This is a genomic window from Psychrobacter urativorans, assembly GCF_001298525.1.
Classification (GTDB): domain Bacteria; phylum Pseudomonadota; class Gammaproteobacteria; order Pseudomonadales; family Moraxellaceae; genus Psychrobacter; species Psychrobacter urativorans_A.
Genome location: NZ_CP012678.1, coordinates 2,746,410 through 2,763,015 on the forward strand (window position 1 = coordinate 2,746,410; position 16,606 = coordinate 2,763,015).

A 16,606-nucleotide genomic window follows, 5' to 3' on the forward strand; every position below is an offset into this window, starting at 1 on the left:
AAAGCTTAAATCCAACCATCAAAGAAGCTTCCGATAGAGGCAGAGCAGTTCAGATAATAAATTATTAAATAATTTTTATATAGTTATATTTTACTAAAGTTTAGACAATAAAAAATCCTCACAAGCGAATAGCTGTAAGGATTTTTGTATATTGAGCCTATTATCAATTAAGCTCAATAATTAAAGTAAGTTAATTAAAATTGGTTTATAGGTTGATATGATATTAAATATTTTTCCTTCACCGAGAATTATATTTAAGAGCAATCACCCCAAATTTCTCTTACTTATCAGAATCTAATAAATTATAATTAGTTCCTTACATTCTAGCTGATGAAGTGACAATTACTGCGTTTTCCTCAACAGTATTATCTACTTTCCATTTCTCGGTCTGATCAACTATTTTGGCACCAACTAAATCTCCAACAACGTTGCCAAAAGTGAAAATCATATCTACTAAGATATTAATACCTGCTGTAAGTGCAACGATTTCAATCGGTAAGCCTGCTTGTGTAAATACAATAGACATACCAATTAATCCAGCTCCTGGCACGCCAGCAGTACCAATAGCTGCCATAGTACCTATTATAACGATAGTAGCCAACTCTGGCGTTGATAAAGTCATCCCCATAATTTCTGCGGCAAAGATAACTGCAACGCCAAACCGTATTGCTGTACCATTCATATTTACTGTTGCGCCGATAGGCAATGTGAGCTTTGCAACTCGTTCACCAATACCAGCCTTTTCTGCACATTTAATAGTAACTGGCAAAGTACCAATACTACTACTGGTAACAAATGATGTAAAAGCAGCTTCTTTAATATCTTTGTAGAATTGAATCACTTTAATACCAAACACTTTCATCATTATTGGGAACGCAACTCCAACCAGAATGATTACACCAAGATAGGAAGTACCGATAAATTTCCCAAGAGCGATAGCAGTGTCTAGTCCTTGAGTTCCAAATGTATTAGCAGTAATACCTAATACTCCAATAGGCGCATATACGAGTATGCCATTAAGGATTTTGGATATTACTTCATTACCAGCTTCGAGAAGTTTGAATAAGAAATCTCCCATTTCTTGCTGTTTTTCATCTAAGGAATGGCGCATAAACAAAATAGCTAAGCCAGCTATAACGGACACAAAAACTACTGCTAGAATATCGCCTTGGGCAAGAGCATTAAAAATATTACTCGGCACCATATTAAGTAATGTATCTACAAAGGAGGGACGAATAGGAGCATCCATAACAACTTCTGTAGGCAAAGAAAAACCAGCCCCTGGGTTTGTTATTTTAGCTAATATGATACCAATTACTACTGCGATACCTGTTGAAAAGAGGTAGAAGGGAAATATTTTTAACCCTATACGACCTAATTCTTTCGGATTTGAGTGATTAACCGCTACCATCAAAGAAAATATTACAAGCGGGATTACGATCATTTTCAATAAGTTTAAAAATAATGTACCGAGTGGTGCCAGAAAGCTACTATGTTCACCAAGCACAACTCCAAGCAAGATTCCAATTAAAAAGCCACCGGTCATCTTGACCATAAACGACATATTCATGTACCAACGCCAAATTTTTCCCATTGCTATCTCCAATTATTTACAATACTTAATACATATTGCAAAAGAATGTTATTGAGATGGTCAAGAGAATATTGTGATTGTAGACATTCCATTGTCCACTCCTTTTTTATATAAATTAACTTTAGTGTAGTTAGGAGAGTACTGTGACTGTAGACAATTCCATTGCCCACTTCTTTGTAGCTCATATTTTCCAGCTTATATGCTTACACAATTAATGTTTTGCATACTAAGAGCGGAATCTACATATGATTTAAAGATACTAAACATCCTAAATTGTTGGAACAAGCGAATAAAATTATGGAAAGCATTCCTTTTTTTCTTACTGATGAATATGTAGATTTTATATATACAATTATAACTAATGTTTTGGATTAAGAATAAATTATGAAAACTGATACGAGTAGTTCTTTAGGTTTTAGAGCTTATCCTTCAACTAAAGCTTTGCAATGCTTTGAAACAGCGGCTAGACATTCTAGTTTTACCTATGCCGCTCAAGAAATGCACATGACTCAAAGAGCCGTTAGTAAACAAGTGACTCAATTAGAAGAGATGTTAAATACAGCCTTATTCTATCGAACATCAAGGCAAATTTCTTTAACACCTGCCGGCAAGGTTTATTATGTTGAAGTATTGAATATCCTAAAGCATATTGAGGTAGCGACCACTAATTTACTGTCACACAATGATGAGAGTGAATTACTTAGAATCGTCTCTCATCCTACCTTATGTTCTCGTTGGTTAATTCCTGCTTTGAAAGGATTTAGCGAAGAGCACCCTTTAATTAACCTAGAGATAATAGAGCAGGTAGGCCCATTTTTTTCAGAAAATAAAAACGTAGATATTGCCTTTTTATACGGCACAGGAATTTGGGATGGAATGGAGACTGTTAAGTTATTCGATGAGTATAGTGTTGCTGTATGCAATCCGACATATTTCCAGAATAGAGATATGTGCTTTGAAAACATAGATAATTATAACTTTATACAGTTCAATTCAAGGCCTAATGCATGGTATGAATACTTTAAGCAGCAGGACCTTAATATTGAAGGAACGATCGATGGACCACGTTTTGATACCTTTCAAGCCTGTATTTCCGCAGCTTTAGCTGGCTACGGTATAGCTTTAGTTCCATCTCATTTTATAAAATCTGAGTTGCAGTCTAAAAATTTGGTACAGGTATTTGACTATGTAATGCAAGGTCGAGGTTCATACTATGTTACATATCCACTATCCTTAGGTAGCTCATACAAAGTAAGGATGGTTTTGGAGTGGCTTTCAAATTATATCGAAAGCTATACTGAGCCTAGTAATGAATAGAGATTAATTCCCTAATTATTACTTATATAGAGTTGATCCTGAATTAATATTTCATCAAACATATATTTAAATCAAAAATAATTACTTTTTAGTTCTAATAAAAATGTAGCTTTGATTGAGTTATATCTCTTAAAGTTAATATAGATAATTGATTGGGTCTGCTATTTTTAATAGTACTGCCGTATGAGATTGTTGCTGCAATGAATAAAAGGAATGCAAGCACAACTATTATTCGTTTGTTGAGTAGCTAATATTTTGTTGAAATGAGCATCTAACTTAAGGAAGAGAAAAGAGCTCATGGATAAGATGCATAACGTTACTGATGCTTTTACGATGGTACATCCAGTAACATTGACTAGAGGCGTTAATGCAAAAGTTTGGGACACTAATGACCGCTGCTATATCGATTTTGTCGGTGGTATAGGGGTCTTAAATTTTGGACATTGTCATCCTCACATTGTTAGTGCGATTATTAACCAAACCCAATCCCTCATTCATTACGCCTATAATGCGGCCGCTCATACACCGTATCAAACTTTTATGCCGCGATTATGTGAACTCATACCTATTAATGGTGAGCTTGCAGGTATGCTCACCAACTGCGGTGCAGAAGCTACTGAAAATGCCATAAAAGTTGCTCGTCTCAAAACCAATCGTGTCGGCGTCATTGCTTTTGATGGTGGCTTTCATGGACGTACACTTGCTGCTGTTAATCTGAATGGTAAGGTTGCTCCCTATAAGCGCGGTCTAGGACCTTTGGCGAGCTGCGTCTACCATATTCCTTTTCCCAGCCCAGATAATGAAATTAGTGATCAGCAGGCCATTGATGCTTTAAACCGTTTATTCGAAGTAGAAACGGATGTCAACAATATTGGCGCCATTATCGCAGAGCCCGTACAAGGTGAAGGTGGTTTCCAATTAATGTCGCCATCATTCGCTAAATATCTACGTGCTTTCTGTGATGACCACGGTATTTTGCTGATTATGGATGAAATTCAATCAGGCTATGGTCGTACAGGGTCACCATTTGCATTTCCGCACTTAGGCATTGAACCGGATATGATACTACTAGGTAAAAGTATCGCAGGAGGATTGCCTTTAGGTGCTGTAGTAGGTAAAGCTAGTGTGATGAATGGCTTACCTAAAGGTAGCTTGGGAGGTACTTATTCCGGTAATCCGGTCGCATGTGCAGCAGCGAATGCAACTATAGATATCATGCAAGAGAATGAAATCTGGGAATCTGCCGATCAATATACACAAACGATTGAGAATACCATTGCTCAGTGGCAAGAAGAAGGCGTTTCGCCTTGGTTATATGGTCTCACTGGTATTGGCGCTATGCGCGGTATTGAGCTTCGTCATTCTGAATACGGCACTCATCCAAGTATAATGGCGCGCGTTTTAAACCAAGCGCGTGAGCAAGGTCTATTGCTCATGCCTAGTGGTAAGCATCGACATATTATTCGTCTGTTACCACCACTGACTATAGAGACTGAAACGTTACAAGCCGGCCTTGATATCTTAAAGAAGGTGCTCAGCGCTATTCCTGATGAAAACCCTGCTGTCTAGTCTGCACCGCTAATGGTTGCCGCCGCAGTTTATATCTACATTTAAGGTTTGAAAAAAGGATAAATATTTATGAACAATAATAAAAATGCTATGGGAAGTAATAATTTAAAGGATAGCAATGCTATTCGCCATGAGTTTTCAATGGCGATGTCAGCTATGTATCAATCCGAAGTCCCATTATATGGCGACTTGCTCGATTTAGTAGCTGAAGTAAATACGGAGGTTTTAACGCAACATCCAGAGATCAAGGATCAATTAGAGCACACGGGAGAGATTGATAGAATTAGCATGGAGCGTCACGGAGCAATTAGATTGGGCACAGCAGCTGAGCTCCACATGATGCGTCGTCTCTTTGCCGTCATGGGTATGTATCCTGTTGGCTATTATGATTTAGCACCCGCTGGCGTGCCAGTTCACTCTACGGCTTTTCGGGCCATTGATGCACAAGACTTAAATCAAAGCCCATTTCGAGTTTTCACCTCTTTATTGCGTTTAGATTTAATTGGTGATGAAGTATTAAAAAAAGAAGCCATAGCGGCATTAGCTAATCGTCAAATATTTACTGCTAATGTTATTAGACTTATTGAACGCTTTGAAGAGCAGGGTGGTTTAACGTCAGAGGAAGGTGAGCAGTTTGTAACAGAGGCTTTAGAGACCTTTCGCTGGCATGATAAAACGCCGGTCTCAAAAGAGCTATATCAACGCTTATTAGAGCAGCATGGACTTATTGCTGATGTCGTCGGCTTTAAGGGTCCGCATATCAATCATTTAACGCCTAGAACATTAGATATAGATACTGTCCAGCAGGGTATGCTGGCAAAAGGTATCCCGCCAAAAGCAATTATTGAAGGGCCACCAAAACGGGATTGTCCGATTTTATTAAGACAGACGAGCTTTAAGGCATTAGAGGAAGCCGTTAGCTTTAAAAATCCAAATGGCGAGTATGAAGAGGGTCATCATACTGCACGATTTGGTGAGATTGAGCAGCGCGGTGTGGCATTAACAACAAAGGGTAGAGCGCTATATGACCAGCTGCTTAGTCAAGCACGCAGCCAATTAGGCGCAACTCCGAACGAAGGCAATGCTTCACAGTATTATCAAATTTTAGAGAGTGTATTTGAAGCCTTTCCCGATGACTATCGAACACTACATGATGAAGGACTAGCTTACTTTTACTATCAAGCTGTCAATGATTCTCCATATCCAAGTAGCGCTGCTTCTGAGTTAAATCTAAATTCTTTAGAAGAGAGTTACTCGGATGACTCTATCTCAAAGCAAGCCATGACTCAATTGATTGAGCAGGGTATTGTTCGTCTCGAGCCCATCGTTTATGAGGATTTTTTACCAGTAAGCGCTGCAGGGATTTTTCAGTCTAATCTGCATGGTGATAAACAAAGCAGTTATGAAGGTAATTCAAATCAAAACGAATTTGAAAAAGCACTTGGAGTACATGTGTATGATGAATTAGATTTGTATGCTGATCAACAATCTAAAAGCATTCAAGAGTGTTTATGTGCATTAAAATCTTCTATATAAATACTCGGTACATATAACTTACTATTACTAGAATTGGTTTTATTAATCTAGTAATAGCTTCATAAACATAATTCATTGTATTAGGAAGTGTTTTTAGTGAATAAACTTCTGAAAGTTTTAATAGATGTCCATCAATTTGACCACAGCCAAATCAAAACCGATAGCGAGAGCTTAGAGCATTGGGGTAAAGACTGGACCAAGCATTTTGCCCCAGCTGCTTCTGCTATCGTCTTTCCAAAGACTACTGAGCAAGTACAAGCAATTGTGTTACTTGCCAATGAACATAATGTGGTACTAACGCCAAGTGGTGGTCGTACTGGTTTGTCTGCTGGCGCAGTTGCCGCCAATGGCGAGATTGTAGTCAGTATGGATAAGATGAACCGTATCGGACAGTTTTATCCTACCGACCGTATGGTTGAAGTTGAAGCGGGCGTCGTCACTCAGCAGTTGCAAGAGTTTGCCGAATCAAAAGACCTTTACTACCCTGTTGACTTTGCCTCAGCAGGCTCAAGCCAAATCGGTGGTAATATCGGCACCAATGCCGGCGGTATTAAAGTCATTCGCTATGGTATGACCCGTCAATGGATTATGGGGTTGACCGTGGTTACTGGTAAAGGTGATATCTTGCAGCTTAACCGCGGTATGGTTAAAAATGCCACGGGTTATGATTTTCGTCAATTGTTTATCGGTAGTGAAGGCACACTTGGGCTTGTGACCCATGCACAAATCAAGCTTGAACGTCAGCCACAAGACTTAAACGTCATGGTACTGGGCATGGACAGCTTTAATGATGTAATGAATGTCTTATCCGCCTTTCAAGCAAAGATTGATTTAACAGCCTTCGAATTCTTTGATGACGTGGCGATTGATAAGCTGATGGCACATGGTCAAGTACAAGAGCTATTTGAATCACGTACTAAGTTTTATACGCTATTAGAGTTTGAAGCACCTTATGAGCCAATCATGGATAAAGCCATGGCGATATTTGAGGAGTGTATGGAGCAAGGTTGGGTGGTGGATGGCGTCATGAGCCAAAACCTTGCGCAAGCAGAAGAGCTGTGGAAGCTGCGCGAATATATCTCTGAGACCATTTCAGTATTTACCCCTTATAAGAATGATGTTTCGGTACTTATCAGTCATGTACCCGACTTTATTAATGAGATTGATCACATTGTCAGCAGCAACTACCCTGACTTTGAAGTATGTTGGTTTGGTCACATTGGTGATGGTAACTTGCACCTAAATATCTTAAAGCCTGAAAACATGAGTAAAGATGATTTCTTTGCCGAGTGTCAGATTGTCAATAAATACGTGTTTGAAACGGTACAAAAATATGGTGGCTCGGTGTCTGCTGAACATGGCGTGGGTATGACCAAGAAACCTTATCTACAGTATAGTCGTAGCGAAACTGAGATTGAGTATTTACGCGAAGTCAAAAAAGTCTTTGACCCCAATAATATTATGAACCGTGGTAAGATTTTTGATATGTGAGTGCTTATTTAATGATTAATTTCATGATTAAAATGGCACTTATGTTAACAAATGAAGTGCAATTTCAACCAGCAGATGAAAGAGAAGCTTAGATGCGCTAGCATCAAACCCCAATATTAATAACATCACTTGAGAAAAGTGGATTTTATACCTCAGCCTTCTACGCTATACAAATAATAGTATGTATGGGTTTTTCGACTCATCAGAGTAAAATAAATCCATGACATATGGAGATGCTATTGATATTTCGGACAACATAATATTGGGGTGTATAGTTAGGTCTGCACGAACATAAAAACTAAACCAAGCGGCTTGATATATTTATTCAATAGCTTATGTTTAGGAGAAAGATATTGGGAACTGCATACGTGAAATGGAAAAATCATATTTTCCTAATAAGGTAGGGAATTAAAGGCTTCCTATAGCTTGTATACAGTTTGAAAAAGTGAGGTTTTTCTAAAGTTCCCAAAGTTCCCAGCATATTTATGCATAATGTCAGTATTGATATTTATAAAGTTCTTTCATAGAAATGGATACCAAAATTAGTAATGTATATGCAAGTGCTATTATAGGTCAGCATCATAAAAGAGTTGTGGCTACTGTGACAGCTAATGATAATAGAAAATATTATGAACAAAAGAATAGTGGAGAAGGCATTGTATAGTCTGTTAAATATAATCTGGATATGAGGAAGCCGAGTGAGAGCACTACAAATAGTAGACTAAGCTAGTCTGACACCGTATCTAATTTATAGAGGATTGACTGCAGTAATATTTAAATCCAAAAGATCTAAAATTAGAATAATTATTGCAGATAAAAAAACTAATTGTCTAAGATATTATCTTAGACAATTAGGAAGTGTGGTTAAATGAGTGCGTTAAGTGTATTTATACTGTGTAACGATCATTAGTGCTGGATCCAGTATATTAACTAAAAAAAATCATAGCGCATGATTTCACCTTTTACAGCATAAGCGCGACCATAATCAATACTTTTATTTTTTAGCTTCAAAATTTAGTCAAACACAGCGTACCCGAAACTGAACGTAAAGCACGATCAAACAATGACTGCTCTCACTGCTATGACAGTCCAATTTATCATACTAAGAAGTATACTGCTTATAAAATAGAGTAGTAGTAAAACCCATCACAGAGAAGCGCTAATTGCGTTGGTTAAATTCTTGTAAACGACAGTAATAGAGCTATTATAAATGAGTATAGGTAATGGGACTGGTCTCCATCACGGATCGTTCTTACTAAATCAGTTGATAACATTTTTATAGTGCTCTTCTTAAGATCTTATTAGATTAGTAATATTTAATAATTATTTCATCTTGTGTCATGCTAGCATGCTGACAATAGAAAGACTCTATTGAATTTAAAGCGTCTCTTAATTGACGCTGTGACACTTGAATATACTGTAGAGTAACATCATCGCTTGATTTAGCTTCACGATGATTGAGCAAGCGTTTAAGCACTGGATAGCTAATATTTAAGCTATTAGCTACCGTTCCAAAAGTACGGCGCAAATCATGTGGTGTAATATATAGGTTTGCTTGATTACCTATGGTCTTATAACTACCACTTAAATCTTTTATATGGTCATCGCTGGCTTGCAAGTCACTTGGGAATACCCATTGCTTGCCGGAACTCAACCTCCACCTTTCCTCAAGTAGAGCCTGTAGGATATTACTAGTAGGCATATGATAATCAGAACCGTTTTTGGTATCTTTAAATACTATCCGGCCAGCTTTAAGGTCGATGTCAGACCACTTTAAAGACTGCGCTTCATTCAAACGCACACCAGTGAACATAAAAAGTAGCATGATATCTCGTGCATTATTGCTATGAGGCGCTTGCATGTGTGAGCTTCTATCAACATAATTTAAAAGTGTTTTGAGGTACATACCTAAATATTCTTCTTCAATATGTTTGGTACGTGGCTTAACTTTATTCCAATCTTTCTTGGCGTTAAGTATGTGTACTGGTTGCTCTTTGATTAAAAAATCTTCGTTATCATCTAAAAAGCTATCACGACAATAATTCCACTGTAATATTTGACGATCATAAGTAGTAATAGTGCCTTCAGCTAAGCCAGTCTTCGTTGATTTAAAGTAGTCATAAGCTTCTTGCGGTGTTGGCACATTATTGGTCTTATCTTTCGGGTCTTCTAGGTTCTCATGAAGCCCATCATAAACATGCACGCCTTTTTTGATATTAGCCATCATTATGCTTGCTTTTTCACGTGCTTCAGTTAGCGTAATTAGATGCGTTTCTTCTGCTTCGTCTCGATACAGATTTCCATTAATGCGCTTATGCAATGTATAGCAGTTTAGACTGCTTACCTACACGTAGCGCAAATCCAGTTAATACATCATCCATATAGATATCAGTACCTTTAACGGTATAGTCTACTGAATCGATAAATTTTTTTGTAAGTTTAATTTTCATATATCACCCATGCAGTAGTACATAACCATAGTGTTAGTAGTCATCATATTTTAATTGCTATAAGGGTCAAAGCATCAAGATAGTATCAAAAAATTAATTACATCAATGTGTTTGCATAAAATTTAGACAATAAAAAACCCTTACAAGTCAATGCCTGTAAGGGTTTAAATTTGGTGGGCCCAGTAGGACTTGAACCTACGACCAAAGGATTATGAGTCCTCTGCTCTAACCAACTGAGCTATGGGCCCTAACGTTAGACGCATCATCATACCTGATTCTATTAATTTTTCAAGTAAAACATGCATTTTTTATTCATTACTACCTGCTAAAGTTAAACTACGCCCACCGTCTACAGTGATGATTTCACCAGTAACGTAGCTTGCCTGTGCCAAATACAGCACACTATGGGCGATTTCATCAGGTGTGCCGATACGCTGCATCGGTATGTTGGCAATAATATTTCGCTGTTGCTCAGGATTTAATGCTTGGTCGCTATCTGTTGCCGGAAGAATATTAACTCCCGGAGAAACTCCATTTACCCGAACATAAGGTGCCATCTCTAACGCTAATGACTGTACCATCATGCGATGCGCGGCCTTTGCCATATTATAGACGGTATAACCGCTAAATGGCTTATTATCAGCATGAATATCAAGCAAGCTAATGATGCAGCCACGCTGGGCTTCTAGATAGGGCATTAAAGACTGACTTAGTAGCAAGGGCACTTTGGCATTAGTTAAAAATAATTCATCCCACTGCACATGATGAATAGTGCCAAGGGAAGTGGGATAAAATCGCGATGCATTGTGTACCAGTACATTAAGTTGTCCAAATTGCTCCAAAATGGTTTGGGAGAATTGGTTTAAATGTGCTGGATTATTAATAATGGTTAAATCCGCCATAATAACCACAGCACTATGATCGCGAGTATCATTTAGCTCGTCAGCGAGTGCATTTGCCTCTTGCACACTATGATGGCAATGAATAATGACGCGATAGCCTTGACGGTGGGCAGCACGAATAATGGCTGCACCAATACGTTTGGCACTACCCGTTACTAGCATGACAGGGGCTAATTGATTCATTAAGTTTGCGTCAGTAGATAAGTAGTTCATAACGCTGTTGATGTTTTATTGTTTATAGTCATGGTTTGCGCTTGCAAGTGCTTAATACGTGCAAGGCGTAACGCTGCACCGATATTCGCTCCTTTAAGGTCTGGCGCGATATCTGCCATACTGATAGCATGAAAACTATTCAGCGCTAGCATCATTTGCCGATGCTGTTGTGCCAATTGTAATACGTGACTGGTTACCAATAGTTGAGAAAGCTTCTCTGGTTCTTTATGGGCACTACAGGCTTGAAGCAAATCTATTTTTTGTGCAGCTGTCAGCGTGTTTATCGCCTTTAAATGTTGTGTTTGTTGGCTAAATAAGCTGGCAAACTGAGTATGCATTTTGGGCGCTTTAACCGTGTTGCCAATACTGCTAATTTGTTTGATAGCAGCAGTTGTATCATCGTTACTATCAATATTAACATTTGCATTAAATAACGCAGGATTGAGACTGGTCATTAGCAATGCCCAACGCTGTGATAAGTTCAATTGCATTTGTGCTGAAAAATAAAGCGCTGTTTGTACAGTCTCACGTATATGAATATCTGTCCAAGCCTGATGTAGAGGCGCAAAACAAGCTTGTAATACACCGCTTATAAAAAGTTGCTGCCAATAAACCTGCGGGGAGTTTTGCATCATGGCGCGACTGGATTCTTGCCAAATACGTTCCGCACTAAGATGTTTAAGCTCACCGGAACTGACCAGCATTTGCATTAAATGCAAGGTTTCATCAGCAATAGAAAATCCTAAATCATAATAGCGACTATAAAAACGTGCGGTTCTTAAAACACGTAATGGATCTTCGCTAAAAGCTTCTGACACATGGCGTAAAACCTTATTTTCGATATCTTGTAAGCCACCATAATAATCAATGACTTTACCACTAATAGGGCGGTTATCAGTAAGGCTAGTCACTTCAATTGCCATGGCGTTAACCGTTAAATCGCGGCGTTGTAAGTCTTCTTCTAGGGTGACATCAGGACTGGTATGAACGCTAAACCCTTGGTAGCCATGTCCAAGCTTACGCTCAGTACGTGCCAGTGCATATTCTTCTTGAGTGGTGGGGTGTAAAAATACAGGAAAGTCTGCGCCCACTTGATTAAATCCAGCAGCAAGCATGTCAGCGACCGTCGTACCTACTACCACAAAGTCTTTATCCTTGATAGGACGACCTAATAGCTTATCACGTACTGCGCCACCAACAAGATAGACTTGCATCGTAACCTCTTTATAATTTTATGAATATATTTGCTTTTTAATCGTTAATGCCGCTACATAAAATGCCAAAAAAAACCAGCCAACGCGATTGAAGGCGTTGGCTGGTTTTATTATAACAGACTGTCACGATAAATTAATGATAGTGACCTGTTACGATTAGGCTTATCGTAACGTCTTTATTTACATCACCAACTACTTCTGCTCATTTTCTAAGTCTTGCGCTTCAGTGACTGCAAGTGCTGTCATATTAACCACACGGCGTGCTGTTGCTGATGGGGTTAAGATATGAACTGGCTTATTAGCACCCAATAAAATAGGTCCAATAGTGGCGCTGCCAGTCGCTGTTTTAAGCAGATTAAAAGAAATATTTGCCGCATCTACCGTTGGCAAAATAAGTAGGTTTGCTGCACCTTGAAGTTTACTTGATGGTAAATCGTGGGCACGGATATTAACGTCTAATGCCGCATCACCTTGCATTTCACCATCAAAATCAAAGTCAACATTCATCTCACTGAGCAACTGGAATACTTTACGCATTTTCACCGCGCTGGCACGATCTGAGGTGCCAAAGTTAGAATGCGATACCAAAGCCACACGCGGGGTGATGTTAAAACGACGTAATTGGTCAGCAGCCAATACCGTCATTTCTGCCAATTGTTCAGCAGTTGGGTCTTCATGAATATAGGTGTCCGCGATAAAGATATTGCGATCTTGCATTAACACCGCATTCATCGAATAAAAATCGCTGATACCTTCTTTTTTACCGATAACGTTTTGCAAATATTTAAGATGCAACTGGTAATGACCAAAGGTGCCACAAATCATACCATCGGCATCGCCATTTTCAACCAATAATGCACCGACTAGCGTCGTCTCACGGCGAACATCACGACGTGCAAGCTCAATGCTAACCCCATTGCGTTTGTTCTTTTCGTAGTATCCCTGCCAGTAATCTTTGTAGCGTGGATCATCATCAATGTTAACGATAGTAATATTGTCACCATCTTTTAGACGCAAGCTAAGTTTTTTGATATTGGATTCAATGATTGCTGGGCGACCGACCAAGATAGGCTGCGCCAAACCTTCATCAACCACAACCTGCACGGCAAGTAGGACATTATTGTCTTCGCCTTCACAGTACACGATACGCTTAGGCGCTGACTTTGCACGTGCAAAGATAGGCTTCATGACGAAGGCTGAGTTATAAACAAACTCAGACAGATGCTGACGATATGCTGTCAAATCTTCGATAGGCAATGTCGCAACACCGGTATCCATTGCAGCTTTTGCTACGGCTGATGCAATCTCGATGATTAAGTTTGGCTCTAGTGGTCCTGGAATCAAATATTCACGACCAAAGCTTGGGGTATTGTCAATATTTTTGCTGTGTGCAGCTGGCGTGGCTTCAACATGCGCCATGGCGGCAATAGCACGTACGCAGGCAATTTTCATTTCTTCATTAATAGTCGTCGCGCCGACATCTAACGCACCGCGGAAGATATAAGGGAAACATAAGGCGTTGTTCACTTGGTTTGGATAGTCTGAGCGACCCGTTGCCATAATGACGTCGGGACGAACAGCATGTGCCAATTCAGGCATAATCTCAGGCGTTGGGTTGGCAAGCGCAAAGATGATGGGGTCTTTGGCCATACGGCGAACCATATCTTCTGTCAATGTACCAGGCATAGACAGCCCTAAGAACATATCGACACCATCAATCACTTCTTCAATAGTTGTTGCGTCAGTATCACGAGCGTACATCTGCTTGGTTTCATCTAAGTTTTCGCGGCGAGTGCTAATGATACCGCGTGAGTCAGACACATAGATATTGTCTTTATTCACACCAAGCGCACAGATGATATTTAAGCAAGAAATGGCTGCTGCGCCTGCACCTGAACAGATGATTTTTAAATCTTCGATTTTTTTGCCAGTAATGATTAAGGCATTTAGCATTGCTGCGGCAACAATAATCGATGTGCCGTGTTGGTCATCATGGAACACAGGAATATTCATACGTTCACGCAATTCGCGCTCAATTTTGAAACATTCTGGTGCTTTAATATCTTCTAGATTAATACCACCGAATGTTGGCTCTAAAGCGGCAACTGCTTCGATAAATTTATCTGGATCATTTTGATTAATTTCAATATCGAAAACATCAATACCCGCGAATTTTTTGAATAGAACGCCTTTACCTTCCATCACAGGTTTAGAAGCCAATGCGCCAATATTACCTAAACCGAGCACCGCAGTACCGTTAGTGATAACACCAACCAAGTTGCTACGAGCCGTATATTTTGCCGCTAAAGAAGGGTCTCTTTGAATTTCAAGACAAGGCACTGCCACACCAGGTGAATACGCCAACGCCAAGTCACGTTGGTTCGCAAGCTGCTTGGTAGGGGTAACCGAGATTTTACCTGGACGAGGGTGGGCATGATAATGGAGAGCGGCTTGCTCAAACTGCTCTTTATCCGTACTGTGATTATCTGTATTCAAATTAGTATCGTCATTCATAGTCTTAGCCATAGTCATCGCCATTGTTAGAATAAATTAAAATAAAATAAACGGTAATAAAGTTAAATCAATGCTTTAGATTATACTGTTAATGAAGAAATACCTTAAAAGCTGAAGGTATTATAGACAAACGAAAGTTGACAGCAGTTTATTCTAGCACTATTAATAATTGAGTTCCTAGTCAACAAAGAGGAAATATGTAAATATAGCGAAAATTGATACTCTATATTTAGCATATTGATAATAAAGATTTAGATTGTGTTAGAGCTACAATGTCAGAATTAAAAATAGCTATGCCATACAAAACAAATACTCTTTTTAAGAAGAACAGCTAATCGGCAAAGGTCTTGCATTTGGTGCAGGCGGACGGCTATCTAAATCTGTAGCAATGTCTTGGACGATATAAGGAGTCTGTAGTAAGTCAAAAAGCCGTGCAACTTCCTCAAATTGTCCTTGTTCAGCCGCGTCAATAGCACGTTGTGCCATATCATTACGCAAAATATAGACCGGATTATTAGATTGTAAATCAAGCACAACTTGCTCTTGGGAAGCCGCTTGAATTTGGGTCATATAACGCGTTTGCCAATCCTGCCAAACCTGTTTGGCATCCTCATTAAGCTCAGCGAGCAGATTTGCTAATAATTGTTGCTCATGAGGGTGAGCCTCTGTTGCTACCAGTCCCAGTAATGCCCGAAAGCTATTGGTATAATCTAATAAGTTGTCTTCTAGGAAAGTTAGAAATTCAAACGCTAAGACTAGGCTCTCGGACTGATGGGGCAATCCTAATTTGCGGCACAGCCCTTGTTGATAATGCTGCATAAAGACTGGCTCATAGACCTCTAAGCACGCCGCCAAACTGTCACGCGTGACGCCAGCTTGGGTCAAACGCATAAAATGTGGTAGCCAATTATTGAGATTCCAATGTCCGATAGCAGGCTGATTCTGATACGCATAGCGTCCACTGTAGTCAGAGTGATTATTAATCCAAGCGGGGTTAAAGCGCTCCATAAAACCAAACGGTCCAAAATCTAACGTGCTGCCAGTAATGGATAAGTTATCCGTATTCATTACCCCATGCGCAAAGCCAATCAGCTGCCAATCGGCAATCATCCGTGCGCTACGCTCGACCACCGCTTGTAAAAATGCCAAAACTGGCTGCTCACTGTTACGGCAGTCTGGATAATAAGTGTCAATCATATAATCGGTAAACTCGTCCAATAAATCAGGGGCAAAGCTGGCAATCCATTCCACGTGACCAAGACGAATATGACTGTCAGCAACGCGCATTAATGCTGCACCAGATTCGATACGTTCGCGGTGTACTGGCGTATCCGACACAATAAACCCAAGCGCATTAGAAGATGCAATGCCGAGTTGCGTAAGCGCATGACCGCATAAATATTCGCGAATGGTACTACGTAGCACAGCACGTCCATCACCCATACGAGAGTAAGGCGTCAGACCACTACCTTTTAAATGCAAATCTTGTAATTGACCATCTTTATCGAGCACTTGCGCCATCAGTAAGCCGCGCCCATCACCCAATTGACCTGCCCATTGACCAAACTGATGCCCTGCATAAGCCATAGATAACGGCGCAAACTGCTCAGGCACATAATGACCGCCAAGAATCTCAACCCAATGCGCCATTAAATCCGCATCGTCTGCCCAACCAAGTTGCTCCGCTACTTGCAAATTCAAATGACCAGCGCGCGGATTATCAAGTGGTGTCGGCAGCTGGCGAGTATAAAGACGGGTATCTAAATTTTTATAAGTATTGTGGTAGTGCATAGTAAGGTATCCGTG

Annotated in this window: 10 protein-coding genes and 1 tRNA gene; 4 read left to right on the forward strand and 7 right to left on the reverse strand. The window is 39.6% G+C overall.

The features are described 5' to 3' along the window. Nucleotides 1–316 precede the first annotated feature (316 nt). Complete coding sequence (locus AOC03_RS11715; protein WP_062536220.1) at nucleotides 317–1,594, reverse strand: dicarboxylate/amino acid:cation symporter; 1,278 nt, start codon at nucleotides 1,592–1,594, stop codon at nucleotides 317–319. A 384-nt stretch (nucleotides 1,595–1,978) separates the two neighbouring features. On the opposite strand from AOC03_RS11715, the gene AOC03_RS11720 reads away from it, so the two are divergent. The 4 genes from AOC03_RS11720 to AOC03_RS11735 all read left to right on the forward strand — a co-directional run bounded on the left by AOC03_RS11720 (nucleotide 1,979) and on the right by AOC03_RS11735 (nucleotide 7,507). Next, the gene (locus AOC03_RS11720) at nucleotides 1,979–2,911 is read left to right on the forward strand and encodes a LysR substrate-binding domain-containing protein (protein ID WP_062536222.1); all 933 of its coding nucleotides are present in this window, start codon (nucleotides 1,979–1,981) and stop codon (nucleotides 2,909–2,911) included. A 297-nt stretch (nucleotides 2,912–3,208) separates the two neighbouring features. After that, entirely contained in the window at nucleotides 3,209–4,480 is a 1,272-nt protein-coding gene (locus AOC03_RS11725; RefSeq protein ID WP_062536224.1) for an aspartate aminotransferase family protein, read from the forward strand. Between the two features lie 69 nt (nucleotides 4,481–4,549). After that, a complete protein-coding gene (locus AOC03_RS11730) occupies nucleotides 4,550–6,016 on the forward strand; it encodes a VOC family protein (RefSeq protein ID WP_227514246.1) in 1,467 nt (488 codons plus the stop codon). A gap of 87 nt (nucleotides 6,017–6,103) precedes the next feature. Then, on the forward strand, nucleotides 6,104–7,507 hold the full coding sequence (locus AOC03_RS11735) for an FAD-binding oxidoreductase (protein ID WP_062536226.1): 1,404 nt from the start codon (nucleotides 6,104–6,106) through the stop codon (nucleotides 7,505–7,507). A gap of 1,306 nt (nucleotides 7,508–8,813) precedes the next feature. Here the strand turns inward: AOC03_RS11735 and AOC03_RS11740 are convergent. From AOC03_RS11740 to AOC03_RS11765, 6 genes are all read right to left on the reverse strand, one after another. Further along, on the reverse strand, nucleotides 8,814–9,827 hold the full coding sequence (locus tag AOC03_RS11740) for a tyrosine-type recombinase/integrase (protein ID WP_227514247.1): 1,014 nt from the start codon (nucleotides 9,825–9,827) through the stop codon (nucleotides 8,814–8,816). 301 nt (nucleotides 9,828–10,128) lie between these two features. Next, nucleotides 10,129–10,205: transfer RNA gene (locus AOC03_RS11745), tRNA-Ile, on the reverse strand. A gap of 60 nt (nucleotides 10,206–10,265) precedes the next feature. Further along, nucleotides 10,266–11,042, reverse strand: coding sequence for a pteridine reductase (locus tag AOC03_RS11750; protein WP_062536777.1), 777 nt, complete (start codon nucleotides 11,040–11,042; stop codon nucleotides 10,266–10,268). A gap of 26 nt (nucleotides 11,043–11,068) precedes the next feature. After that, on the reverse strand, nucleotides 11,069–12,286 hold the full coding sequence (locus AOC03_RS11755) for a tRNA nucleotidyltransferase (protein ID WP_062536228.1): 1,218 nt from the start codon (nucleotides 12,284–12,286) through the stop codon (nucleotides 11,069–11,071). A 192-nt stretch (nucleotides 12,287–12,478) separates the two neighbouring features. Then, the gene (locus AOC03_RS11760) at nucleotides 12,479–14,812 is read right to left on the reverse strand and encodes an NADP-dependent malic enzyme (RefSeq protein WP_269465103.1); all 2,334 of its coding nucleotides are present in this window, start codon (nucleotides 14,810–14,812) and stop codon (nucleotides 12,479–12,481) included. Between the two features lie 306 nt (nucleotides 14,813–15,118). Beyond that, nucleotides 15,119–16,591, reverse strand: a complete 1,473-nt coding sequence (locus AOC03_RS11765) for a protein adenylyltransferase SelO (protein WP_062536230.1) — start codon at nucleotides 16,589–16,591, stop codon at nucleotides 15,119–15,121. Nucleotides 16,592–16,606 lie beyond the last annotated feature (15 nt).